24 protein-coding genes are annotated in these 22,502 nt (G+C 66.5%); 15 read left to right on the top strand and 9 right to left on the bottom strand.

The window, feature by feature from the left end; translation table 11 throughout:
- Positions 1–9 precede the first annotated feature (9 nt).
- The gene (locus JW805_01265) at positions 10–654 is read left to right on the top strand and encodes an MBL fold metallo-hydrolase (GenBank protein MBN2970645.1); all 645 of its coding nucleotides are present in this window, start codon (positions 10–12) and stop codon (positions 652–654) included.
- 18 nt (positions 655–672) lie between these two features.
- On the opposite strand, the gene JW805_01260 is transcribed toward JW805_01265, so the two are convergent.
- Positions 673–1,107, bottom strand: coding sequence for an MAPEG family protein (locus JW805_01260; GenBank protein ID MBN2970644.1), 435 nt, complete (start codon positions 1,105–1,107; stop codon positions 673–675).
- 186 nt (positions 1,108–1,293) lie between these two features.
- On the opposite strand from JW805_01260, the gene rpmF reads away from it, so the two are divergent.
- The 5 genes from rpmF to JW805_01235 all read left to right on the top strand — a co-directional run bounded on the left by rpmF (position 1,294) and on the right by JW805_01235 (position 4,304).
- Positions 1,294–1,473, top strand: a complete 180-nt coding sequence (rpmF, locus tag JW805_01255) for a 50S ribosomal protein L32 (GenBank protein MBN2970643.1) — start codon at positions 1,294–1,296, stop codon at positions 1,471–1,473.
- A gap of 34 nt (positions 1,474–1,507) precedes the next feature.
- Entirely contained in the window at positions 1,508–2,542 is a 1,035-nt protein-coding gene (plsX, locus tag JW805_01250; protein ID MBN2970642.1) for a phosphate acyltransferase PlsX, read from the top strand.
- Positions 2,539–3,501 (top strand): ketoacyl-ACP synthase III, encoded by a 963-nt coding sequence (locus tag JW805_01245; GenBank protein ID MBN2970641.1) that lies wholly within the window; start codon positions 2,539–2,541, stop codon positions 3,499–3,501. The genes plsX and JW805_01245 overlap by 4 nt, the downstream gene beginning before the upstream one ends.
- Before the next feature lie 147 nt (positions 3,502–3,648).
- Positions 3,649–3,948 carry an integration host factor subunit alpha gene (locus JW805_01240; GenBank protein ID MBN2970640.1) on the top strand — a complete coding sequence of 100 codons (300 nt, stop codon included), beginning with the start codon at positions 3,649–3,651 and terminating at the stop codon, positions 3,946–3,948.
- Positions 3,949–3,956: 8 nt separating this feature from the next.
- Complete coding sequence (locus tag JW805_01235) at positions 3,957–4,304, top strand: MerR family transcriptional regulator (GenBank protein MBN2970639.1); 348 nt, start codon at positions 3,957–3,959, stop codon at positions 4,302–4,304.
- A gap of 124 nt (positions 4,305–4,428) precedes the next feature.
- Here JW805_01235 and JW805_01230 read toward each other — a convergent pair whose 3' ends face one another.
- On the bottom strand, positions 4,429–4,971 hold the full coding sequence (locus JW805_01230; GenBank protein ID MBN2970638.1) for a histidine phosphatase family protein: 543 nt from the start codon (positions 4,969–4,971) through the stop codon (positions 4,429–4,431).
- Positions 4,968–7,658, bottom strand: a complete 2,691-nt coding sequence (locus JW805_01225) for an ATP-dependent DNA helicase (GenBank protein MBN2970637.1) — start codon at positions 7,656–7,658, stop codon at positions 4,968–4,970. Before JW805_01225 ends, JW805_01230 begins: the two co-directional genes overlap by 4 nt.
- Before the next feature lie 286 nt (positions 7,659–7,944).
- On the opposite strand from JW805_01225, the gene JW805_01220 reads away from it, so the two are divergent.
- Positions 7,945–9,174 carry a dipeptidase gene (locus tag JW805_01220; GenBank protein ID MBN2970636.1) on the top strand — a complete coding sequence of 410 codons (1,230 nt, stop codon included), beginning with the start codon at positions 7,945–7,947 and terminating at the stop codon, positions 9,172–9,174.
- Positions 9,175–9,458: 284 nt separating this feature from the next.
- Here the strand turns inward: JW805_01220 and JW805_01215 are convergent, their stop codons facing one another.
- On the bottom strand, positions 9,459–10,460 hold the full coding sequence (locus JW805_01215; GenBank protein MBN2970635.1) for a histone deacetylase family protein: 1,002 nt from the start codon (positions 10,458–10,460) through the stop codon (positions 9,459–9,461).
- A gap of 139 nt (positions 10,461–10,599) precedes the next feature.
- On the opposite strand from JW805_01215, the gene JW805_01210 reads away from it, so the two are divergent.
- The gene (locus JW805_01210; GenBank protein MBN2970634.1) at positions 10,600–12,054 is read left to right on the top strand and encodes a DUF389 domain-containing protein; all 1,455 of its coding nucleotides are present in this window, start codon (positions 10,600–10,602) and stop codon (positions 12,052–12,054) included.
- 31 nt (positions 12,055–12,085) lie between these two features.
- On the opposite strand, the gene JW805_01205 is transcribed toward JW805_01210, so the two are convergent.
- Entirely contained in the window at positions 12,086–13,660 is a 1,575-nt protein-coding gene (locus JW805_01205; protein MBN2970633.1) for a lysine--tRNA ligase, read from the bottom strand.
- 83 nt (positions 13,661–13,743) lie between these two features.
- Here JW805_01205 and JW805_01200 point away from each other — a divergent pair, with 83 nt between their 5' ends.
- The 3 genes from JW805_01200 (at position 13,744) to JW805_01190 (ending at position 15,861) form a co-directional block, all read left to right on the top strand.
- Complete coding sequence (locus JW805_01200) at positions 13,744–14,637, top strand: hypothetical protein (GenBank protein ID MBN2970632.1); 894 nt, start codon at positions 13,744–13,746, stop codon at positions 14,635–14,637.
- A 134-nt stretch (positions 14,638–14,771) separates the two neighbouring features.
- Positions 14,772–15,341 carry a hypothetical protein gene (locus JW805_01195; protein MBN2970631.1) on the top strand — a complete coding sequence of 190 codons (570 nt, stop codon included), beginning with the start codon at positions 14,772–14,774 and terminating at the stop codon, positions 15,339–15,341.
- Positions 15,328–15,861, top strand: a complete 534-nt coding sequence (locus JW805_01190) for a hypothetical protein (GenBank protein MBN2970630.1) — start codon at positions 15,328–15,330, stop codon at positions 15,859–15,861. The genes JW805_01195 and JW805_01190 overlap by 14 nt, the downstream gene beginning before the upstream one ends.
- A 64-nt stretch (positions 15,862–15,925) precedes the next feature.
- Here JW805_01190 and JW805_01185 read toward each other — a convergent pair whose 3' ends face one another.
- The 3 genes from JW805_01185 to sucC all read right to left on the bottom strand — a co-directional run bounded on the left by JW805_01185 (position 15,926) and on the right by sucC (position 19,074).
- Positions 15,926–16,855, bottom strand: coding sequence for an FAD-binding protein (locus JW805_01185; GenBank protein ID MBN2970629.1), 930 nt, complete (start codon positions 16,853–16,855; stop codon positions 15,926–15,928).
- Positions 16,852–17,601 carry an electron transfer flavoprotein subunit beta/FixA family protein gene (locus JW805_01180; GenBank protein ID MBN2970628.1) on the bottom strand — a complete coding sequence of 250 codons (750 nt, stop codon included), beginning with the start codon at positions 17,599–17,601 and terminating at the stop codon, positions 16,852–16,854. Before JW805_01180 ends, JW805_01185 begins: the two co-directional genes overlap by 4 nt.
- Positions 17,602–17,874: 273 nt before the next feature.
- Positions 17,875–19,074, bottom strand: a complete 1,200-nt coding sequence (gene sucC, locus JW805_01175; protein MBN2970627.1) for an ADP-forming succinate--CoA ligase subunit beta — start codon at positions 19,072–19,074, stop codon at positions 17,875–17,877.
- A gap of 131 nt (positions 19,075–19,205) precedes the next feature.
- Between sucC and JW805_01170 the strand changes: the two genes are divergently transcribed.
- From JW805_01170 to JW805_01155, 4 genes are read left to right on the top strand one after another with little or no spacing between them, the layout of a single operon-like run.
- The gene (locus tag JW805_01170) at positions 19,206–19,721 is read left to right on the top strand and encodes a sterol desaturase family protein (protein ID MBN2970626.1); all 516 of its coding nucleotides are present in this window, start codon (positions 19,206–19,208) and stop codon (positions 19,719–19,721) included.
- Positions 19,718–20,110 carry a hypothetical protein gene (locus JW805_01165; GenBank protein ID MBN2970625.1) on the top strand — a complete coding sequence of 131 codons (393 nt, stop codon included), beginning with the start codon at positions 19,718–19,720 and terminating at the stop codon, positions 20,108–20,110. The genes JW805_01170 and JW805_01165 overlap by 4 nt, the downstream gene beginning before the upstream one ends.
- 29 nt (positions 20,111–20,139) lie before the next feature.
- Entirely contained in the window at positions 20,140–20,856 is a 717-nt protein-coding gene (locus JW805_01160) for a sulfite exporter TauE/SafE family protein (protein MBN2970624.1), read from the top strand.
- A 40-nt stretch (positions 20,857–20,896) separates the two neighbouring features.
- Positions 20,897–21,217, top strand: coding sequence for a PilZ domain-containing protein (locus JW805_01155; GenBank protein ID MBN2970623.1), 321 nt, complete (start codon positions 20,897–20,899; stop codon positions 21,215–21,217).
- Between the two features lie 87 nt (positions 21,218–21,304).
- Here the strand turns inward: JW805_01155 and JW805_01150 are convergent, their stop codons facing one another.
- Positions 21,305–22,480: an acyl-CoA dehydrogenase gene (locus tag JW805_01150; GenBank protein MBN2970622.1), complete on the bottom strand. Its 1,176-nt coding sequence runs from the start codon at positions 22,478–22,480 to the stop codon at positions 21,305–21,307.
- Positions 22,481–22,502: the final 22 nt, after the last annotated feature.

Raw genomic sequence — 22,502 nt, 5'->3', positions numbered from 1 at the left:
AGTCCGCCCCTGAAAGCGACGATCATCCCGGTCACGCCGCTGCAGCAGAATTGCACGTTGTTCTGGTGCACCGCGACCAAGCGCGCGGCGGTGGTCGACCCGGGCGGCGACCTGCCGCGAATCAAGGATGCGATCGCCCAGGCGGGCGTGACGGTCGAAAAAATCCTGATCACCCACGGCCACCTCGACCATTGCGGCGGCGCCGCAGCACTAGCGCGGGACCTGGACGTGCCGATCGAAGGGCCGCACGAGGCGGATCGGTTCTGGATCGCGCGGCTGGACGACGATTCGCGGCAATGGGGCGTGCCGGCGGAAGTGTTCGAGCCGAACCGCTGGCTCGATGACGGCAACCAGGTCACGGTCGGCGACCTGACGCTCGACGTCTATCTGTGCCCCGGCCACACGCCGGGCCATGTGGTGTTCCACCATCCGGCGTCGAAGCTGGCGATCGTCGGCGACGTGATCTTCCAGGGATCGGTCGGGCGCACCGACTTCCCGATGAGCGACCCGCAGGCACTGATCACGTCGATCGTGACGAAGCTGTGGCCGCTGGGCGACGACACTGTCTTCCTGCCCGGCCACGGTGGGGTCAGCAGCTTCGGTCGCGAGCGGGCGAGCAATCCGTTCGTCGGGGATGCGGTACTGGGGCGGTAAGGCCGCGCCTCGGTCCGATCACCCCTTCAGGGGTAAGTCGACGATCGCGGGCGCGGTCACATAGGGCGTCGAGAAGGCGACCCAGACGCATTCACCGGCCAGCAGAAGCAGGATCGCGAGTGTCGTCAGCGCGCCGATTTGTCTGCCGAGCTTCCAGCCGTCCATTCCGAACACATGGCACACGCGCCCGACGACGAAGACGAGACCATAGCCCCATGCCCAGACGCTCGGCCCCCTGGCGAGCTCAAGCAGGCCAAGCAAGATCAGAACGAACGGCGCATATTCGACGAAGTTGGCCTGCGCCCGCATCCGCGCCACCAGGGCGGGATCGCCGCCATCGCCGACGAAAATCTTACGCCCACGGCGAATTTGGGTGATTCGCACCGCCATCCAGACGCTAAGTACGGCACAGGCAGCGGCGGCGGCGAGCGTCGCAGGCAGGATGATCGGCATGATGTGTCCCCTCAGTCGTGTAGTGGCCAGCGTGACGACAAGCGCTTCGGGTTGCAACAGCGCACAAAATCGCTATAGGCGCGCCTTCGCTTCGTGGGCAGAACCTGCGCTTGCCCGTTTCGGGTCAGGCGCTGTAGCGCTTGTCCCGAGACCGATCATAGATTCGTATTTTAGAAGGTTGCCGACATGGCCGTCCCCAAGAGAAAGACCTCGCCGTCGCGGCGTGGCATGCGCCGCTCGCACGATGCGCTGTCGGTCGAAGCGTTCCAGGAATGCCCGAACTGCGGCGAACTGAAGCGTCCGCACAACCTGTGCAACGCCTGCGGCCACTATAACGGTCGCGAAGTCGTCTCGGTCGAGGGCTGAGCCCCTTTCACCTGACCAAAAGGGTAACACCGTAATGTCCCCCGATGCGCGGATCGCCGTCGATGCGATGGGCGGCGACGAGGGGCTTGCGGTCATGCTCGCCGGCGTCGCGCGCGCGCGTCGCCGGTTCGACGGCATGCGCTTCCTGCTGGTCGGTGACGAGGCGAAGATCCGCGAGGGTCTCGCCGCGCATCCGAACCTGACCGCGGCGTCGGAGATCGTCCACGCCCCCGACGTCATTTCGGGCGACGACAAGCCGAGCCAGGCGATTCGCCGGGCGAAAACGACATCGATGGGCGTCGCAATCGACCTGGTGAAGCAGGGTCGGGCCGCGGCTGCCGTATCGTCGGGCAACACCGGCGCGCTGATGGCGATGGCCAAGCTGTCGCTGCGCATGCTGCCGGGCATCGACCGCCCGGCGCTGGCGGCGATGCTCCCCAGCCTTGGCGACACCGACACGGTGATGCTCGACCTGGGCGCGAATACCGAATGCGATGCGCGCAACCTCGTCCAGTTCGCCGTCATGGGTGCGGCCTGGGCGCGCACCACGCTCGATCTCGAATCGCCGCGCGTTGCCCTGCTGAACATCGGTACCGAAGCGTTGAAGGGCACCGATGAGGTCCGCGAGGCGGCCGCCGCGTTGAAGGCGGCGACGCATCTGCCGATGACCTTCGCCGGCTTCATCGAAGGCGACCGGATTTCGCGCGGACATGTCGATGTCGTCGTCTGTGACGGCTTTTCGGGCAACATCGCGCTCAAGACCGCAGAAGGCACCGCCCGCTTCGTCGGCGATCTGCTGAAGCGCGCCTTCCGCAGTTCGGTGCGGTCGAAGATCGGCTTCCTGATCTCGAAGCCGGCGACGCAACTGCTGCGCGACCACCTCGACCCCAACAACCACAACGGGGCGGTCTTCCTGGGGCTCAACGGCCTGGTGGTGAAGAGCCATGGCGGCGCGACCGAGCTGGGCGTGGCGCATGCAATCGGCGTCGCCGCGAAGATGGTGCGCGACGATCTGCTGAACCGCATCAAGGACGATCTGGCGCATTTCGAGGAGCAGGCGGCGGCATGACCCTTCGCTCGGTCATTCTCGGCACCGGGTCGGCACTGCCCACCCGACGCGTCTCCAACGCCGAACTCGCGCAAGAGGTCGATACCAGCGACGAATGGATCGTCGAGCGGACCGGCATCCGGTTTCGTCACCTCGCCGGGCCGGACGAGACGACCGCGACGCTGGGCACCGATGCCGCCAAGGCGGCGATCGCCGCATCCGGGCTGACTGCGCAGGACATCGACCTGATCGTCCTGGCGACCGCGACGCCCGACCAGACCTTCCCCGCCACCGCGACGAAGGTCCAGGCGGCGCTGGGGATCGACGACTGCGTCGCGTTCGACGTCGCGGCGGTCTGCTCGGGGTTCCTCTACGCGGTCCAGGTCGCCGACAGCATGATCCGCGCCGGCGTGCACCGCCACGCGCTGGTGATCGGGGCCGAGACGTTCAGCCGCATCCTCGACTGGGAAGATCGCACGACCTGCGTATTGTTCGGCGACGGCGCGGGCGCGATGGTGCTCGGCGCAGAAGAGGGTTCCGATCGCGGCATCCTGTCGACCAAATTGCATGCCGATGGGCGCCACAACCAGCTGCTCTATGTCGATGGTGGCCCCTCGACCACGGGTACGGTCGGCAAGCTGCGCATGAAGGGGCGCGAAGTCTTTCGCCATGCCGTCGTCAATCTGGCGTCGGTGATGGGCGAATCACTCGCGACCGCCGGCCTGACGGCACAGGATGTCGATTGGGTGGTGCCCCACCAGGCCAATGCGCGCATTCTCGACGCGACGGCGAAAAAGCTGGGTCTGGCGCCCGAGAAAGTCGTGGTCACCGTCGATCAGCACGCCAATACCTCGGCCGCCTCGGTGCCGCTGGCACTCGATACCGCCGTCCGTGACGGCCGCATCAAACGGGGCGATCTGATCGTGTTGGAAGCGATGGGCGGAGGTTTCACCTGGGGGGCTGCGGTCGTACGATATTGACGCCAGAAGATACTACTCAAAATGGCTGGATTTCATATCGTATACTGTAGAATTTTAGGGTAGACAGTGTTCGGGCTTTTGCGCGGCCACGACCGGCATGGTACGGTACGGTGCCCGCTAAGTCTGTGGGAAAACTAGGAGAACGTCATGCAGGACGTACGGACGCTCACGCGGGCCGACCTGGCGGAAGCGCTGCACCATGAAGTGGGCCTGTCGCGCGCGGACTCGTCGCAATTCGTGGAACAGATCCTCGGCCACATGTGCGATGCTCTCGCCAACGGCGAGAACGTCAAGATCTCCGGTTTTGGCAGCTTCGTGCTGCGTGACAAGGGCGAACGGATCGGCCGTAACCCCAAGACCGGCGTCGAGGTGCCGATCGCTCCGCGGCGCGTGCTGACGTTCCGGGCGAGCCAGATGATGCGCGACCGCATCGTAGCCGCCTGCTGAGACGCACGATGGCCGCGCCGGACAAGGCGGCGACCGCATTTCGGACGATTGGTGAACTGTCGCGGGAGACGGGCGTCGCCCAACACATCCTGCGCTATTGGGAAACGCGTTTCCCACAGCTCCGTCCGCTGCAGCGCGCAGGAAACCGCCGATATTATCGCCCCGAGGATGTGGCGCTCGTGCGTCGCATCCAGACTTTGCTGGAAACCGAGGGGTACACGATCCGCGGCGTTCAGAAGCTCCTCGCGGAGGAAGCCCCCATCAAGCGCGGCGGGTCGCGCAAGGCCGCGCTGACCGACATCCGCGACGGGCTGGCCGCAGCGCTGGCGGACGACGACAAGCAGGATCGCGGCTGAGGGGCGCGCGGCACCGGTAGACGCCACCGCCTATCCGTGCAGCGATGCCCCTCCCTCCCGACCGTCCCGAGCGACGGGGACGTCCGAACACCGGACATCCGCGCCTACCGGGCCTGAAGCGCCGTCAGTCGGCGCTGGGGCCGAGGGCGGGGTCGAGATCGCGCGGTCGTACGAACCGGGTCAGCGTCGCGGCATCGGGCCCGGCATCCGCCCAGCGATCGATCGCGAAGGTCATTTCCGCGATGCTCGCGGTCGGAAATTTCTCTTCCACATCGGCGCGCGCGGGATTGCCGCCGGCAAGCGGCACCAGCGTCAGCACCAATTCCTCCAAACCCGGGTTATGCCCGACGAGCAGCAACCGGTCGACGGAGTCGGCCTGTTCCTGGATGACGTCGATCAGCGATGCGACCGACGCGAGGTACAGGCGCTTGTCCCAATCCGGGGTCAGCGCGCGGCCGTAACCGCGGCCGACATGATCCAGCGTTTCGACGACGCGGACGGCGGGCGAGGCGACGATCCGGTCGAACGACAAGTCCAGCGCCTTCAGATTCCGCCCGACGACTTGCGCGGCGCGCTGCCCCTTGGCGTTCAGCGGCCGGTCGAAATCGCGCAGGGCGGGATCGTCCCATCCCGACTTGGCGTGGCGGAGCAGCGTCAGCGTCTTCATGCGCCCTCCTTCTGCCGGATCGGCGCGGCGGAAGGAAGGGCGCGGATCCGTTCGATCGCTTCGTCGAGCGTGATCCGTCGTACCGGCGTTCCCGGCGGAAAGGCCGACAGCAGGCGCGACGGCATCGCAGCGCTCAGCAGGACGAACGCACCCGAATCGTCCGCCCGACGAATGAGGCGACCGAAGGCCTGCGCCAGCCGTGCACGAACGATGCGGTCGTCATAGGCGCTGCCCCCGCCCGCCATCCTCCGCGCGGCGTGGAGTACGGTCGGCTTGGGCCACGGGACGCCTTCCATCACGACCAGGCGCAGCGACTGACCCGGCACGTCGACGCCGTCGCGCAACGCGTCGGTGCCGAGCAACGACGCCCGCGGATCGTCGCGGAAGATATCGACCAACGTGCCCGTGTCGATGGGATCGACATGCTGCGCCGCGAGCGGCAGCCCTTCGCGTGCCAGCCGGTCGGCGATGCGGGTATGGACGCCGCGTAAGCGTCGGATGGCGGTGAACAGGCCGAGCGTGCCCCCGCCCGCCGCCAGGATCAGCCGCGCATAGGCATTGGCGAGGCCCGCCTGGTCGCCGCGCTTCACATCGGTCACGATCAGCACTTCTGCGCGCGATGCATAGTCGAACGGGCTCTGCGCTTCGAAATGGATCGGCGCCCCTTCCAGATGCACTGCGCCGCTGCGCGCATCGGCCACGTCCCAATCCCCGCCCGCGCGCAGCGTCGCCGACGTGATGACTGCACCGTGCGCCTGTTTGAGCACTGTCTGCGCGAAGGGCCGCGACGGGTCGAGCCAATGACGGTGGAGCCCGACGTCCCACTCGCGCCCCTCGGCCCGATCGACCGCCAGCCAGTCGACGAAGTCCGGGTCCGCCGGCCCGCCGATCCGCGCGATGAGTGCCAGCCACGCACCGACCGTTTCCGCCCGCCAGCCGAGCGAGGCGATCGCGCCTTCGATCCGCGCGCGGGCCGGGCCGTCCATCCAGTCGGGCGCTTCGGCCAGCACCGCTTCCAGCCGCCGGCCGAGCGTCACCAGCGGTCGGACAAGCGCATCGAGCGCCGCAGCGGCGGGCCCGGCGGCATCGACGAGCGCGGCGTCGGGTTCGGCCAGTTCGGTCTCCAGCGCATAGCCGGCATCGTCGTCCTTGGCGGCGCGCGCGTAGACCAGACCGCGCACCGCGCCCAGCAGCGTCTCGACCGGGCCGAAGGGTGCATTCTCCTGCAGGCGCGCGAGCCAGCCGTCGGAGGGTAGCGCGCGTGCCGCCTCGACCGCAGCGGCGATGGCGCGGCCGCCTTCGTCGTCATAGCTGGCGACGTCGCTCAGCCGGGCGGCGAGCCCGCGGCGGCGACCGCGAGACGTTCCTTCGGGGCCGGTGACCCAGCGGCGGATCTCGATCGCTTCGGCCCCGGTGAGCGCCGCGGCGAACATCGAATCGGCGGCTTCGAACAGGTGATGGCCTTCGTCGAACACGTAGCGCGTCGGCCGCGTCGCCGTTTCGCGTCCACGCGCGGCGTTGACCATGACCAGTGCGTGATTGGCGATGACGATGTTCGCATTGGCCGACGCGCGCGCGGCGCGTTCGATGAAGCATTTCCGATAATGCGGGCAGCCCGCGTAGATGCACTCGCCGCGCCGGTCGGTCAGGGCGGTCGATCCGTTGCGCCGGAACAGGGTCGGCAGCCAGCCGGGCAGGTCTCCGCCGACCATGTCGCCATCCGCACTATACGCCGCCCAGCGCGCGACGAGCTGCGCCAGGATCGCCGCCCGCCCCTGGAACCCGCCCTGCAGCGCATCCTCCAGGTTCAGCAAGCACAGGTAGTTCTCGCGCCCCTTGCGCGTCACGACGCGAGCACGGCGTTCGGCGGCGTCGGGGTAGAGGCGCGTGGTCTCGTGCCCCAACTGACGCTGCAGCGCCTTGGTGAAGGTCGACACCCACACCGCGCCATCGGCCGCTTCGGTCCACAGCGACGCAGGCGCGAGATAGCCGAGCGTCTTGCCGATGCCCGTCCCCGCCTCCGCCAGGACCAGATTCGGCGTGTCGCGCATCCGGCGGGGGGCAAAGGCCTGGGCGGCGGTCGCGGCGAAATGGCGCTGCCCCTCGCGACGCTCGGCGGCATTGCCGGTCAGCCGCGCCAGGCGATCGGCGACCGCGCCGTCGTCGAGCGTTACCGTGCGCGGCGCAGCCCTTGGCGGGCCCTCCTCCCATTCGGGCAGGCGCGAGAACAGCCAGCGCTCGCCCCCCTGCGGCTTGCTAAGGCGCGCGGTGACGTGTGGCGCCCAGGGCCAGCGCAGGCGAAATAGGGACTGCGCCGCGGTCCAGGCTCCCTCGCGCTCGGGCCAGTCGCCGGCCAGCGTCGCGAGCATCGTTGCGGCAGCGTCGCGCAGAAACGGTGCGACCCCATCGTCGCTGGCCGGCGGGGTCATCCCGAGCGCGGCAGCGAGCCCCTTTGGCGTCGGCACCGCGAAGCGCGCGGGGTAGACGAAGGCGAACAACTCCAGCAGGTCCAGTCCCGACAAATCGGCATAGCCCAGCCGCTGACCGGCGATCGAGGCACCCAGCAGGATGACCGGCGTATCCGCCGCGATCCGGATCGCCTCCCCCCGCCCGACCGCACGGCACCCGTCGCCGTCGGCAACCCAGATGCCGCTGTGGCTGGCGTGGAGAGCGGGGTGGGGGAGCATTTTGACGGTCTACGGCGGTCGGAACGAAATGGAAACGTTCCGAAAGAGAAGACAGGGGAAATTTTCGGTGTGCCCTGCGGGCACAAGGCGCGAAGGCGCGAAGGGGTCAGGGTAATTGGCTGCGTAGCAGCCCTTGGAACCGGTGCATGAACTGTCTCCCGATCGCGAGCATCAGGCGAGACATCTTCGCGCCGTCGCGCCCTGCGCCCGGCACGGGCGCCCAAAACAGCCTTCTTCTTTTCTTCGGGCCTGAGCTATCACCAAGTCAAACCAGCCGGAGCCGCCCATGATCCTCCTCGCCCTCCTCCTCACCGCGCCGCAAGCGACAGATCCCGCCATCCAAGCCCGCGTCCAGCGCGTGCTCCAGCGGGCGCCGGTGCTGGACGGACATAATGACCTGCCCTGGGAGATCCGCGAGCGGCACGAGGCGAAGGTCGAATCGGTCGATCTGACGCGAAGCACCGCCACCCTGCCCTTTCCGCTCCAGACCGACATCCCGCGCCTGAAGAAGGGCGGCGTCGGCGGCCAGTTCTGGTCGGTCTACATCCCGGCCGCCACCACCGGCCCACGTGCGGTCGAGATGACGATCGAGCAGATCGACATCGCCCGCCGATTCGTCGCCGCCAACCCGCAGGCCTTCCGCATGGCGAAGACCGCGGACGAAGTGCGCGCCGCGATGCGGGCGGGCCGTGTCGCTTCGCTGATCGGGATCGAGGGCGGGCACCAGATCGACGGGCGGCTGTCGGTGCTGCGCCAGATGCGCGAGTTGGGCGTGGGATACATGACGCTGACCCATGGGAAGAGCCTGGACTGGGCGGACAGTGCGACCGATGCGCCGCGCGCCAATGGCCTCAGCGACTTCGGGCGCAAGGTCGTGATGGAGATGAACCGCATCGGCATGCTGGTCGACGTCAGCCATGTGTCCGACGCGACGATGGCGGCGGCACTCGACGTGACGAAAGCGCCGGTGATCGCCTCGCACTCTTCCGCCCGGGCGCTGGCCGACCGGCCGCGGAACATTCCCGATGATCTCTTGCAGCGGATCGGCGCGAACGGCGGCGTGGTGATGGTCAACTTCTACCCGGCCTTCCTGTCGAAGGCCTGGGCCGACTGGGATCGCGAACGCAGCGCCTATGCGAAGTCGGTCGGCGTCCCCGCCGACGCCTATGGCGCCAAATCGCCCGCGCCGCTGATCGAATGGGACCGCAGCCACCCGATGCCGCGCGTCGATGCGTCGACCGTCGCCGACCATATCGAGCATGTTGCCAAGGTGGCGGGAAAGGGCAGCGTCGGGTTCGGGGGCGACTACGACGGCATCGGCGGGACGGGTCCGGAGGGGATGACGGGCGTCGACGGCTATCCTCTGGTGCTGGCCGAACTCGCGCGGCGCGGGTGGAGCGATGCGGATCTCGCCGGCCTGACGTCGGGGAACATCCTTCGGGTGATCGAGCGGGCCGACGCGGTGGCGGCGTCGATGAAGGACATGAAGCCGATCGACGCGACGGAGCCGGATTAAGCCGCAGCGCGGCCACGGCCATGCCGGCCGCGGACTCGGGCAAGGCCGGCCGGCGGGCAACGTCCGTCCGACAACGGTTTTGCCGCGGCGGCCAAACAAGAAGGTGCAGAAGAAGGGATTTGGGTGCCCTGTGGGCACAAGGCGCGAAGGCGCTAAGAGGTATGAGCTTCGTGGCTGCGAAGCAGCCCATGAACATATCTTCTGGGTCTCCCGATCGAGCGCCGCGGGCATAACAGCTTCGCGCCTTGCGCCCGCGGGCGCACCAAGATCACGTCTGCTCTTCTTCAAAATCCGCTTAGAAAACTCGCCACATTCGCGCCCAGCGCATCGACCGCGTATCCGCCCTCCATCAGCGTCACCGTCGGCCACCCGCACGCCGCGATGTCCCGCGCCAGTACCGCATAATCGGCGGTCGTCAGCGCGAAGCGGCTGATCGGATCGCCCTCCCACGTATCCGCGCCGAAGCTCACCACCAGCAAATCGGGTGCGAACCGCGCGATCGCTTCCAGCGCCTGTGCCTGTGCCGCACGAAAGCCCTCCAGCCGCGTCCTCTGCGGCAGCGGCAGGTTCAGCGTCGCGCCCGCACCGGCCCCCTCGCCCGCTTCATCGGCATGGCCCCAGAAGAACGGGAAATCCGTCGCCGGATCGGCGTGGAGCGAGGCGTAGAACACATCGCCGCGGTCCCAGAAGATATCCTGCGTCCCATTGCCGTGATGGTAATCGATATCGAGGATCGCGACCCGCGCGCACCCGGCATCGCGTGCGGCCTCGGCGGCGATCGCCGCTGTATTCAGATGGCAATATCCGCCGGCATAATCCGCCCCCGCATGGTGCCCCGGCGGGCGGCACAGCGCGAAAGCCCTGCCGCCGTCCAGCACGGACCGCGTCGCGGCGAGAGCGGTCTGCGCATTCCAATAAGCCGAGGTCCAGGTTTCCGCCGTCAACGGCGTTACCGCGTCCATCGTATAGCGCCCGGCCAGTGCATCGATCCGGTCGAGCCGCACGTCGCGACGCCGCGCGACGGGCCAGGCATAGGCGATGACATCGCCGTCCCGCCCCGCTGCTGCCCATCGATCGTGCGCGGTCTTCAGGAATGCGACATAGCCTGCGTCATGCACGCGCAGGATCGGGGCCTCTCCCACGTCCGCCGGCCGCTCGGCCGGTCCGATCGCGGACAGGATCGCATCGACGCGCCCCGGCACCTCGGCATAGGGCGTCCAGCCGCCATTGTGAAACTCACGCGCGGGAGCATGGGCACGTTGGCGGGGATCGAAGAACAGTCGCATGTCGCTGTCCTCGCATCGAAAAGCGCCGCCGCCTAGATTCGATATCCCGACGATCGGAACCCAGAGTGCCGTCAGGGCCTTCAACGCGCGGGATCACGAGGTTTGCGCGCATTGCGCACACCCGATGAATTGAGGTCGCATGGCGTATTTCTCGAAAGCCAGGGTTGTGACGCGCTGGTGGAACAGCCGGGTGATCGGCACCGTCGACCGGGTCGAGGTCCTCGACCGCGTGCATGACGATGCCGGCTGGACCGGGCGCTACCTGTTCATGGTCGCCATGTCGGCCGGCATTGCGGTACTGGGTCTGTTGCTGTCGTCGCCGGCCGTGGTCATCGGGGCGATGCTGATATCGCCGCTGATGGGGCCGATCATCGGGCTGGGCTTCGCGCTGGCCACGGTCGATTCGCGCTACATCCGGCGATCTGCCGTCGCACTCGTCGCCGGATCGGTCGTCGCGGTCCTGTTCTGCGCCCTGATCGCGCTGGCGTCGCCGCTGCAGAACATCACGTCCGAAATCGCCGCACGGACGCGACCGAACCTGTTCGACCTGCTCGTCGCGATCTTTTCGGCCCTGGCGGGCACCTATGCGACGATCCGGGGACGGGCCGGAACGATCGTCGGCGTTGCGATCGCGACGGCGCTGATGCCGCCGCTGGCCACGGTCGGCTTCGGGCTGGCCACCGGCAATCTGGTCGTCCTGGGCGGCGCATTGCTGCTGTTCGTCACGAACTTCGTCGCGATCGCGCTGACCGCCGCGGTGATGGCGCGCCTCTACGGGTTCGCGAGCGCGCTGTCGCCGCGCCAGAACCTGCTGCAATCGGTCGCGATCATCGCGACGTTCGTGGGTCTGTCGATCCCCCTCGGGCTCTCGCTACGCGGCATTGCGTGGGAAAATCTCGCGACGCGGCAGGCGCGGGCGGCGGTCGGTGATGCCTTCCCCGACACCGCACGGATCAGCCAGCTCGACATCGACTTCGCCCAGACGCCGGTGCGGGTCAACGCGACCGTCCTGACGCCCGCCTATCGCGCCCGCGCCGATGCCCAAGCCTCGGCGCAGCTCAGCCGGCTGATCGGCCGCCCGGCCCGGATCGCGATCATCCAATATCACGTCAGCGTCGGCGATGCCGCGGCGGCAGAGCTGCAAAAGGCCAATCGCAGCGTGCCGCAACCGGCCACAGATCCCGCGGTCGGCAAGATCGTCGATGCGCTGTCGGTCGCTGGCGGCGTGGATCGCAACAGCATCCTGATCGACGCCGACCGCCAGATCGCCTCCGCGCGCGCCGCCGCCCTGTCGGGCGCGACGATCGCCACCTATCGTGCACTGGAGGCGCGCGCCGCAGCGGCAGCGCCGAACTGGCAGGTCCACCTGATCCCGCCCGCCTTGCCGCTTCCGACACCGGAGTTCGCCGATGCGACCCCCGACGTCGCGGATATCCTGTGGGCCGCGCGTCGGCGGGGCGATGCGGTCGAGGTGTCCGGCGCGCAGTCGGCCGCCATCGTCACGGCGCTGAGCGCTGGCGGCGTCGTTGCGACCCAAGGCGCGGCGAGCGGGCCGACGCGGCTGGCCTGGGCGGCCCCCGTCAGCACGCCCTAGCGGCGTGCGCAGGCCAAGCGCGCCGCCGCTTCTATGCCTTCGCCAACGCGTCCGCGATCAGCTTTCGCGAATTGGCGATGCCGTACAGCTTGATGAAACTGCCCATCCGCGGCCCCTGGCTGGATCCGAGCAAAGTCTCGTACAGCGCCTTGAACCAGTCGCGCAGCTCGACGAAGCCACCGGTCTTACCGATCTCGTAGACGATGTTCTGGATATCCTCGGCCGGCGCATCGTCGGGAAGAGCCGCCAGCTCGGCATCGAGCCGCTTCAGTGCGTCCACCTCGACGCCTTCGGGCGCTCGGCGGACCAGGGTCGGCGCGACGAAATCGCGGGCATAGGCCAGCGCATAGCCGATCAGCCGGTCGAGGTCGGGGTGGCTCTGCGGGGTCGCATCGGGGACGTAATTCCCCAGATATCCCCACACCTGTTCTTTCGAGGCATCGCCCATCACCCCGACCAGGTTGAGGAGCAGGCCGAACGTCACCGGCAGTTCGCCCTCCGGCAACTTGCCATCATGGATGTGATGGACCGGATTGCCCAGCTGCTGCTTCAGTTCCTGGGTCGGATAGTTCGCGCGGAACTGCCAATATTCGTCAACCGCCCGCGGGATGACGCCCATGTGCAACTGCTTGGCCTTCTTCGGCTCGCGATAGGCGAAGAAGGCGAGGCTCTCGTCTGGGCCATAGGTCAGCCATTGTTCGAGGCTGAGGCCGTTGCCCTTCGACTTCGAGATTTTTTCGCCCTTCTCGTCGAGGAACATCTCGTAGACGAAACCTTCGGGCGGGCGGCCGCCCAGGATGCGCGCAATCTTCGACGACTGGATTCCCGAATCGATCAGGTCCTTGCCGTACATCTCGAAATCGACGCCTAGCGCGACCCAGCGCATCGCCCAGTCGACCTTCCACTGCAGCTTGCTGCGCCCGCCCAGAGCCGACTGAACGATCCGCTCGCCGCTCTCGTCGGTGAAGGCGATGGTACCGGCGTCCACGTCGACGACCTCGACCGGCACTTGCAGCACGACTCCTGTCGTCGGGCTGACCGGCAGGATCGGCGAGTAGGTAGCGCGACGTTCCTCGCGCAGGGTCGGCAGCATCACGCCCTGGATCGCGTCGAAATGCCGCAACACCCCGCGCAACGCATCGTCGAAGCGGCCCGACGTGTAATAGTCGGTCGACGAGGCAAATTCATATTCGAAGCCGAACCGGTCGAGGAACTGGCGCAGCATCGCGTTATTGTGCGCAGCAAAGCTGTCGAACTTCTCGAACGGGTCGGGTATGCGGCTCAACGGCTTGCCGATATGCTCCGCCAGCATCGTCTTGTTCGGCACATTGTCCGGCACCTTGCGCAGCCCGTCCATGTCGTCGCTGAAGGCGACGAGCCGCGTCGGCTGGTCGCTGAGCGCGTGAAAGGCGTTGCGCACCATCGTCGTGCGCAGCACTTCGTTGAACGTGCCGATATGCGGCAGCCCTGAGGGGCCATAGCCGGTTTCGAACAGGATCGGCGCGCCGCCGGGCTTGCCGTCGGTATAGCGCTTCAACAGCTTGCGCGCCTCCTCATAGGGCCAGGCCTTGGATTCGTAAGCGGCGGTGCGGAGTTCGTCTGTCATGTCGACACGCGCCCTACAGCCGGCGCGACAAAAATTCCACGCTGCGATGCAACCTTGATTCACGTCATGCGTCGCGGTGCCCGATGATTGTTACTGCCACGCCCCGCTACACCCGCATCCTCGCCGAAGTGTGGAAGCCGCTGCTTGTCCTGTTCGTATGGGACGTGGTGGTGACGGCCGCCTATATGCTGACGTCGCTGAAGGCGCCGTCGTTGCCTCTGACGCTGTTCGGCACCGCGCTCGCGCTGTTCCTCGGTTTCCGCGACAATTCCGCCTACCAACGCTGGTGGGAGGGGCGGATCCTGTGGGGATCGATGATCAACTGCTCGCGCAGCCTGGCGCGTGAAGTGGTGACCTTCATGCCCTATGCCGCAGAAGGCAAGTTATGGGATCTGAAGCGGACGATCGTGCTGCGGCACATCGCTTATGTTCACGCGCTGCGCTGCCAGCTTCGCCGAATCGACCCCAAGCCCGATGTCCTGCGGTTCCTGTCGCCGGAAGAGGCAGCGGGTCCGTTCAGGCGCGTGAACATCGCCAACGGCATCATCGACGGCACCGCCGGCCGCATCGCCAAGGCGCGGCGCGAAGGGCATCTCGACACCATCCTCCATTCCGCCTTGGAACGGACGCTGACCGACATCACCAACGCGCAAGGCGGGATGGAGCGGATCAAGAACACGCCGCTGCCCAATCAATATCGCTTCTTCCCCAATCTGTTCACGCGTCTGTTCTGCATCGTCCTGCCGGTGGGTCTGGTCGAGACGCTCGGCTGGGCGACGCCGATCGGATCGACGCTGGCGGGGCTAATGTTCCTGGCCGTGCTGCAGATCGGCGACGACCTGGCCGATCCGTTCGCAAACTCGATCCACGACCTGCCACTCGATGCGATGTGCCGAACGATCGAGATCGACCTGCTCCAGGCGATCGGCGACGCCGCGCCCGAGCCGATGCAGCCGGACCGGGACGTTCTTTGGTGACCGTCCGCCGTCCCTGACTGGGTCGCACAACGGAGTGCGTTACGCCTGTTGACAACCCATATCCCGATAAGAAAGTATACGATATCTGAAAAAAGATCGCGGAAGTTGCTGGGCGGGCGATGGGGAGAGGGACGATGCGCATGAAGGGGGCCCTGATCGCCCTGGGCATCGCAGCGATGGCGAGCACCGCGCCCGCTGCCGCAAAGGAAGTCACCGTCGTCGTCGACGCGCACTCGGCCCCCTGGCAAACGGGCGTCAATAAGAAATTCGGCTTCGGCCTGGGGGATGCGCGCGCCCCGACGGTCGTGTGGCAGATCGGCCTGCTGTCGGGATTGAAGCTGACGATTTCGGCGACGGGGCGGACGACCACCTTCGGCGGCGGTGACGCCATCGGCCCGAACGGCATCCCCGACTGGATCACAGACCGTGGGATGGCGCTGTTCCCCAGCTATTACATGAGCAAGAGAGATGGGCCGATCCACCTCAACCAATTGGTCGGATGCTTCGTCAATGCCGACGGCGTCATCGTCGGACAGCCCTTCGCGATCGGATCGAATGCGGTCGTCGAAATCCCGGAGGGGGCATCGGCGCTGTCGCTCGGCATCAACGACGACAAATTCTCCGACAATGATGGCGCGCTGACCGTCACGATCAGCATGGCCGATCCGAAAGTGACCGTGGAGTCGAGCGATGCGAAAGAATAATTATGTGCTGATGCTTGCTGCGGCGTTAATCGCCGCGACGCCTGCAGCGGCCCGTGACGTGACGGTTCAGGTCGATGCCGCATCGGGGCCGTGGCGGGTCGACCTGAACAGCGACCTGATGCCGTACGGCATCGGCGACGCAAAACCCCCGGTCGTCGTCCCCTTCGATATCGGCGGCGGCGTGATCGCCATCATTCCATCGGGAACGACCGCGATTCCGGGACGTGCCGACGTCCCCCCGATCGGGCTGGAAAATGACGCGGTCGATGACAAGGAAGTGAAGAAAAAGCGCTATCCGAGCTTCTACGCGCCGAAGCTGCTCTACCCGTCGTACCGCCACGCCCTGGTCGCAGCATTCGTCGACGACAAGGGTGTGGTCGTCGGGCGCCCCTTCATCGTAGGCAAGGGTATCCGCGTCCCGATCCCCGAAAATACGGCCGGCCTTGCCCTCGGTTTCAACGACATTTCGTTCAAGGGAAACACGGGTGCGCTGTCGGTGATTGTCGTAATCCCGGACTGATCGCGCGTCCGTAGACCGACGACGCCGGGCAGCCCCCGCGTCGTCGGTCACGTAAGGAAAGGGATCAGAGTTTCTCGGTCAGCTCCGGCACGACCTTGAACAGGTCGCCCACCAAACCGACGTCGGCCACCTGGAAGATCGGCGCATCCTCGTCCTTGTTGATCGCGACGATGACCTTCGAATCCTTCATGCCCGCCAGATGCTGGATCGCGCCCGAGATGCCGACTGCGATATAGACCTCCGGCGCGACGATCTTGCCGGTCTGGCCGACCTGATAGTCGTTCGGGACATAGCCCGCGTCCACGGCCGCACGGCTCGCACCGACCGCGGCGCCCAGCTTGTCGGCCAGCGGCTCGATCAGCTCGACGAACTTCTCGCCCGACCCCAGCGCGCGACCACCCGACACGATCACCTTGGCGCTCGTCAGCTCGGGGCGCTCCAGCTTCGCGATCTCGCTGCCCGAGAAGGTCGACACACCGGCGTCACCCGTCGAGGCGACCGCCTCGATCTCGGCCGAGCCGCCCTCGGCCGCGGCCTTTTCGAACGCGGTGCCGCGCACGGTCAGGACCAGCTTGGCGTCCTTGGTCTGCACGGTCGCGATCGCGTTGCCGGCGTAGATCGGACGCGTGAACGTGTCCGGCCCCTCGACCGACAGGATGTCGCTGACCTGCATGACGTCGAGCAGCGCGGCGACGCGCGGCGCGATGTTCTTGCCGTTGCTGGTGGCCGGAGCAACGAACGCGTCGTGGCTGTCCATCAGCGACTTGACCAGCGGCGCGACGTTTTCGGCCAGCGCATGTGCATAGGCCGCGTCGTCGGCGACATGGACCTTGCCGACACCGGCGATCTTGGCCGCTTCGGCAGCGACCCCGTCGATGCCTTGCCCGGCGACCAGCAGGTGGACTTCACCGAGCTTGGCGGCTGCGGTGACGGCGGCGAGCGTGGCGTCCTTGACGGCCTGGCCGTCATGTTCGACCCAAACGAGCGTCTTCACTTGGCAACTCCCAGCGTCTTGAGCTTCGACACGAGTTCATCGACGTCGGCGACCTTCACGCCCGCCTGACGCTTGGCCGGTTCCTCAACCTTCAATGTGGTCAGCCGGGGCGCGACATCGACGCCATAATCGGCGGCCGTCTTCTGCGCCAAAGGCTTCGACTTGGCCTTCATGATGTTCGGCAGCGAAGCATAGCGCGGCTCGTTGAGGCGCAGGTCGGTGGTGACCACCGCCGGCAGCGTCAGCGTGTCCGTTTCGGCACCGCCATCGACTTCACGCGTCACCGCGACCTTGTCGCCCTCGACTTCGACCTTCGAGGCAAAGGTGCCCTGGCCCCATCCGGTCAATGCTGCGAGCATCTGGCCAGTCTGGTTATTGTCGTCGTCGATCGCCTGCTTGCCCATGATCACGAGACTGGGCTGTTCCTCGTCGCAGATCGCCTTCAGCAATTTGGCCACGCCCAGCGGCTCGACCTTCTCGTCCGAGGTGATCAGGATCGCGCGGTCGGCGCCCATCGCGAGCGCCGTGCGCAGCGTTTCCTGCGCCTTCGGTTCGCCGATCGAGACGGCGACGACTTCGGTCGCCACGCCCTTTTCCTTCAGGCGGATCGCCTCTTCGACGGCGATTTCGTCGAACGGGTTCATGCTCATCTTGACGTTGGCGAGGTCGACCCCGCTGCCGTCGGCCTTCACCCGGGGCTTCACATTGTAATCAAGCACGCGCTTGACCGGCACCAGCACCTTCATTTGCGCCACTCTCCTCGTTTCGCGTCGCGGCTACCTGACGTTTACGTAAACATCAAGTCGCCGGTATCAACCCCCAGCGGGCAGCCAAATGGCCGACGTCCGCCGAACACAGGGGATAAAGCGCCAGGCGCCTCAGATGTCCATGGTCATATGCTCGCGGAACTGATTCCGGCTGCAACGACTCGCTGAAACGACGAAGGGCGGGAACGGCCACAGCCATCCCCGCCCTTCGCGTTTTTCTCGACTGCCCCGCTACCGTGCGGGGCGACGTGATCAGGCGACCTTCTGCACTTCGGCGACGATCTTCTTCGCCGCATCGCCCAGGTCGTTGGCGGGAACGATGGCGAGGCCCGAGTTGGACAGGATTTCCTTGCCCTTCTCGACGTTGGTGCCCTCCAGGCGGACGACCAGCGGAACCGACAGGTTCACTTCCTTCGCCGCGGCGACGATGCCGTCGGCGATGATGTCGCAGCGCATGATGCCGCCGAAGATGTTGACCAGAATGCCCTTAACGTTCGGATCCTGAAGGATGATCTTGAACGCCGCGGTGACCTTTTCCTTGTTCGCGCCGCCGCCGACGTCGAGGAAGTTGGCCGGGAACATGCCGTTGAGCTTGATGATGTCCATCGTCGCCATGGCGAGACCGGCGCCATTGACCATGCAGCCGATGTCGCCATCGAGCTTGATGTAGGCGAGGTCGTACTTCGACGCTTCGAGCTCGGCCGGATCTTCCTCGGTCTCGTCACGCAGCTCCATCAGCTCCTTGTGCCGGAACATGGCGTTCCCGTCGAAGCCGACCTTGGCATCGAGCACCATCAGCTTGCCATCGTCGGTGACGGCCAGCGGGTTGATTTCGATCTGCTCGGCGTCGGTGCCCAGGAACGCGTCGTACAGCTTCGATGCGACGTTGGCGGCCTGCTTGGCAAGGTCGCCGGTCAGGTCGAGCGCGGCGGCGACGGCACGGCCGTGGTGCGGCATGAAGCCGGTCGCGGTGTCGATATCGATCGAGTGGATCTTCTCGGGCGTATCATGCGCGACGGTTTCGATGTCCATGCCACCTTCGGTCGAGGCGACCATCGAAACCCGGCCGGTCGCGCGGTTGACGAGCAGCGCGAGGTAGAATTCCTTCGCGATGTCGACGCCGTCGGTCACGTACAGGCGGTTGACCTGCTTGCCCGCCTCACCCGTCTGGATCGTGACCAGCGTGTTGCCGAGCATTTCGGTCGCGGCGTGACGAACCTCGTCCTCGGTCTTGGCCAGGCGGACGCCGCCCTTGGCCTCGGCCGGCAGTTCCTTGAACTTGCCCTTGCCGCGGCCGCCGGCATGGATCTGCGCCTTTACGACGTAGAGCGGTCCGGGCAGCTTCTTCGACGCTTCGACGGCTTCCTCGACGGACAGCGCGGCGAAGCCTGCGGGGACGGGAACGCCGAACTTCGCCAGCAATTCCTTCGCCTGATACTCATGGATGTTCATGATCGGCCTCGCCTTATGCTAGGGACGTGAAATTCACGGCCCTTTCGCACAGGCGCGCGGGTGAATCCACCCCTGCATTTGACGAAGGGTTTCGCGTTATTGAAAACGCATCGCAATATCGAGTTTGACCAATGTCCCTGCCGCTTGGCATCCTGCTGTTTCTTACCACCGTGCTGTTCATGGAGGGCTTCGCCTATGTCATGCACCGTTGGGTGATGCACGGCCCCGGCTGGTTCCTGCACAAGAGCCACCACGAACCTCGTGAAGGCAATTGGGAGTTGAACGACCTGTACGCCGTCATTTTCGCGGTGCCGTCGTTCGTGCTGTTGCTGGGCGGAGTCCAGCTCGGCTGGTGGCCGGGCTTTGCATGGATCGGCGCAGGGATCGCCGCTTACGGTGCGATCTACTTCGGCTTCCACGACATCATCGTCCACCGCCGCCTGCCGACACGCTATCTGCCGAAATCCAACTACATGAAACGAATCGTACAGGCGCACCGGCTGCATCATGCGGTCGAGACGAAGCGGGGCACCGTCAGCTTCGGCTTCCTATGGGCGCCCAAGCCCGAGGATCTGAAGGCGGAACTCAAGCGCCGTGCCAACGCCGGCGTCCGCGCACCACGCGGCGTTCGAGAAGCTGCGGAATGAAGGTCATCGACTGGATTGCGCGGACCGCGATGCTGGTGTTGGCGGCGCTCGCGACGCTGGCGTTGATCGGATCGCTGGCGAGCGTGTCCAATTCTCCGATCGGCGCGGCCTTTCCAGGGCAGCTGGCGGGGCAGGATGTGCCGTCGATCGAGCGCACACCGGCACCCGCAGAGGCGCGTGACGCCTCCGCCACCGCCGAGTCGCTCGAGTCCGTCGCCGCGACAGTGACCGCCACCGTCGAACGCACCGCCGCGAGTCGCGATGCCGAGATCGCGCGCTGGCTGAAGGCACTGACCTATGCCGTCATCGCGCTCGCGGCCATTGCCGCGGCAGCCGTCGTCGCGCTGGCGCGAATCGGCGGCCATCTTGCGCGGATCGCTGAGCGCTGATCGAAAGCGCCGCCTTCTGGGTCGTCGCGGTGCTGGCGGTGACCATGCTCGGTCTCGCCAAGGGTGGGTTCGCGGGCATGGGCGCGCTGTCGCTCCCGATCGTGGCGATGACGACGTCGCCGGTGCGCGCTGCCGCGATTCTGCTGCCGATCCTGATCGTCCAGGATGTCGTCGGCGTCTGGGCCTTCCGCCGCGATTGGGACGGGTATATCCTCGGCTGGATGCTCCCCGGGGCGGCCATCGGCATTGCGCTCGGCTATCTGTTCGCAGCCTCCGTATCGCCGGACGCCGTCCTGGGTCTGGTCGGCGCGGTGTCGATCGTATTCGGCGCATACCGGCTATGGATCGAACGCCACGGCCCGCCCGACGCCGGCGCCGGTTCGCCCGGCTGGGTGGGCACGATCTTCGGCGTCCTGTCGGGCTTCACCAGCCAGATCGCGCACGCGGGTCAGCCGCCCTACCAGCTTTGGGTCGTTCCCCGCCGCCTGCCCCGCGACGTCTTCGTCGGCACGACCGCGATCTTCTTCGCGGTGGTCAATTGGGTGAAGGTTCCGGCCTATATCGCGCTGGGCCAGTTCACACGCGCGAACCTGACGACGTCGGCCCTGCTGCTCCCGGTCGCGATCCTGTCGACCGCCGCGGGCGTGTGGCTCGTGCGGCGGGTTCCAGCCGAACGCTTCTACCGCGTGATCTACGCGCTGATGATCGCGGTCGGGGTCAAATTGGTGTGGGATGCGCTGGTCTGACGTTAGCGAAGCGTCAACCGCTGCATGCGATAGTCGCACGATGTGCCAATACGGGTTCCTGCCGCCCAGCCACGACGACACGCGCGCCACGGCGCGGCGGGTCGTCGGCGTCGAGGCCAAGGTCCGCGATCGTAACGGATCGCGCTACAAGGTGCATGTCGTCGACCTGTCGCAAACCGGCTTCAAGGCCGAATGCGTCCACACCTTGCGTGCCGGCACGATGATCTGGCTGTCGCTGCCCGGCCTGCAGAGCCTGGAGGCGGAGGTCGCCTGGCAGCGCGGCGAATTCATCGGCGCGGCATTCCACCAGCCGCTGCACCAGGCAGTATTCGACCATATCACGCGGTTGCTGGCGGCCTGATCCCCCTCGCACCCAAGCGAAGGCCGGAGCAATGATGACCGCGGCCTGACGCGGCCGAAGCTCCGGCCTTCGCCGCAGCCCGGGGTGTCAGAACGCCGCGATCCCCGTGATCGCGCGGCCCAGGATCAGCCCATGGACGTCGTGCGTCCCTTCGTAGGTATTGACCGTTTCCAGATTGATCGCGTGACGAATGACATGGAATTCGGCCGAAATTCCGTTGCCGCCGTGCATGTCGCGCGCAACGCGAGCGATATCGAGTGCCTTGCCGCAATTGTTGCGCTTGATGATGCTGATCGCTTCGGGCGCCAGCGTACCTTCGTCGAACATCCGCCCGGCACGCAGCGCCGCCTGCAGGCCCAGCGCGATTTCGGTTTCCATGTTCGCAAGCTTCAGCTGCACGAGCTGTGTCGCCGCTAGCGGCCGGCCGAACTGCTGCCGGTCGAGCGTATACTGCCGTGCGGCCTCGAAACAGAATTCCGCCGCGCCCATCGTGCCCCAGGCGATGCCGTAGCGCGCGCGGTTGAGACAGCCGAACGGCCCCTTAAGCCCCTGCACTTCGGGCAGCAGCGCATCCTCGCCGACCTCGACCCCGTCCATCACGATTTCACCCGTTACCGAGGCGCGCAAGGACAGCTTGCCTTCGATCTTCGGCGTCGACAGCCCGGCCATGCCGCGTTCGAGCACGAAGCCCTTGATCCCGCCGCCATGCGCATCGCTCTTCGCCCAGACCACCATCACATCGGCGATCGGCGAGTTGGTGATCCACATCTTCGAGCCGGTCAGCCGGTATCCGGTCGCGGTCTTTTCCGCGCGGGTGCGCATGCCGCCGGGGTCGGAGCCGGCATCCGGCTCGGTCAGCCCGAAGCAGCCGACCAGCTCGCCACTGGCGAGACCGGGCAGATATTTCCGCTTCTGCTCTTCGGTGCCATAGGCGTTGATCGGGTGCATCACGAGGCTCGACTGCACACTCATCGCCGAGCGATAGCCCGAATCGATCGCCTCCACCTCGCGCGCGACCAAGCCGTAGGCGACATAGCCCAGGCCAGCGCCGCCATATTCTTCGGGGATCGTCGGGCCGAGCAGCCCGGCCGCGCCCATCTCCCGCATGATCTCGCGGTCGAAATTCTCGTCGAGGAAGGCCTTCGTCACGCGCGGCAACAGCTGTTCGCGGGCGTACCCCCGTGCCGCGTCGCGCACCATCCGCTCCTCGTCGGTCAGCTGTGCGTCAAGCGCGAACGGATCGCTCCAGTCGAACCGGCCCATTTCAGCCATGTCGGTATCCTCT

The organism is Roseomonas aeriglobus, assembly GCA_016937575.1.
Lineage (GTDB): Bacteria > Pseudomonadota > Alphaproteobacteria > Sphingomonadales > Sphingomonadaceae > Sphingomonas > Sphingomonas aerigloba.
This window is presented reverse-complemented; position numbering and strand designations above follow the sequence as displayed.

Excerpts from the sequence above, each read along its gene's own strand:
- JW805_01245 (MBN2970641.1), top strand. The coding sequence starts at position 2,539 with ATGACCCTTCGCTCGGTCATTCTCGGCACCGGGTCGGCACTGCCCACC.
- JW805_01205 (MBN2970633.1), bottom strand. The coding sequence starts at position 13,660 with ATGACAGACGAACTCCGCACCGCCGCTTACGAATCCAAGGCCTGGCCC.
- JW805_01170 (MBN2970626.1), top strand. The coding sequence starts at position 19,206 with ATGTCCCTGCCGCTTGGCATCCTGCTGTTTCTTACCACCGTGCTGTTC.
- JW805_01190 (MBN2970630.1), top strand. The coding sequence starts at position 15,328 with ATGCGAAAGAATAATTATGTGCTGATGCTTGCTGCGGCGTTAATCGCC.
- JW805_01235 (MBN2970639.1), top strand. The coding sequence starts at position 3,957 with ATGGCCGCGCCGGACAAGGCGGCGACCGCATTTCGGACGATTGGTGAA.
- JW805_01260 (MBN2970644.1), bottom strand. The coding sequence starts at position 1,107 with ATGCCGATCATCCTGCCTGCGACGCTCGCCGCCGCCGCTGCCTGTGCC.
- sucC (MBN2970627.1), bottom strand. The coding sequence starts at position 19,074 with ATGAACATCCATGAGTATCAGGCGAAGGAATTGCTGGCGAAGTTCGGC.
- JW805_01165 (MBN2970625.1), top strand. The coding sequence starts at position 19,718 with ATGAAGGTCATCGACTGGATTGCGCGGACCGCGATGCTGGTGTTGGCG.
- JW805_01215 (MBN2970635.1), bottom strand. The coding sequence starts at position 10,460 with ATGCGACTGTTCTTCGATCCCCGCCAACGTGCCCATGCTCCCGCGCGT.
- JW805_01240 (MBN2970640.1), top strand. The coding sequence starts at position 3,649 with ATGCAGGACGTACGGACGCTCACGCGGGCCGACCTGGCGGAAGCGCTG.
- JW805_01155 (MBN2970623.1), top strand. The coding sequence starts at position 20,897 with ATGTGCCAATACGGGTTCCTGCCGCCCAGCCACGACGACACGCGCGCC.
- JW805_01210 (MBN2970634.1), top strand. The coding sequence starts at position 10,600 with ATGGCGTATTTCTCGAAAGCCAGGGTTGTGACGCGCTGGTGGAACAGC.
- JW805_01220 (MBN2970636.1), top strand. The coding sequence starts at position 7,945 with ATGATCCTCCTCGCCCTCCTCCTCACCGCGCCGCAAGCGACAGATCCC.
- rpmF (MBN2970643.1), top strand. The coding sequence starts at position 1,294 with ATGGCCGTCCCCAAGAGAAAGACCTCGCCGTCGCGGCGTGGCATGCGC.
- JW805_01195 (MBN2970631.1), top strand. The coding sequence starts at position 14,772 with ATGCGCATGAAGGGGGCCCTGATCGCCCTGGGCATCGCAGCGATGGCG.
- JW805_01230 (MBN2970638.1), bottom strand. The coding sequence starts at position 4,971 with ATGAAGACGCTGACGCTGCTCCGCCACGCCAAGTCGGGATGGGACGAT.
- plsX (MBN2970642.1), top strand. The coding sequence starts at position 1,508 with ATGTCCCCCGATGCGCGGATCGCCGTCGATGCGATGGGCGGCGACGAG.
- JW805_01180 (MBN2970628.1), bottom strand. The coding sequence starts at position 17,601 with ATGAAGGTGCTGGTGCCGGTCAAGCGCGTGCTTGATTACAATGTGAAG.
- JW805_01150 (MBN2970622.1), bottom strand. The coding sequence starts at position 22,480 with ATGGGCCGGTTCGACTGGAGCGATCCGTTCGCGCTTGACGCACAGCTG.
- JW805_01200 (MBN2970632.1), top strand. The coding sequence starts at position 13,744 with ATGATTGTTACTGCCACGCCCCGCTACACCCGCATCCTCGCCGAAGTG.
- JW805_01225 (MBN2970637.1), bottom strand. The coding sequence starts at position 7,658 with ATGCTCCCCCACCCCGCTCTCCACGCCAGCCACAGCGGCATCTGGGTT.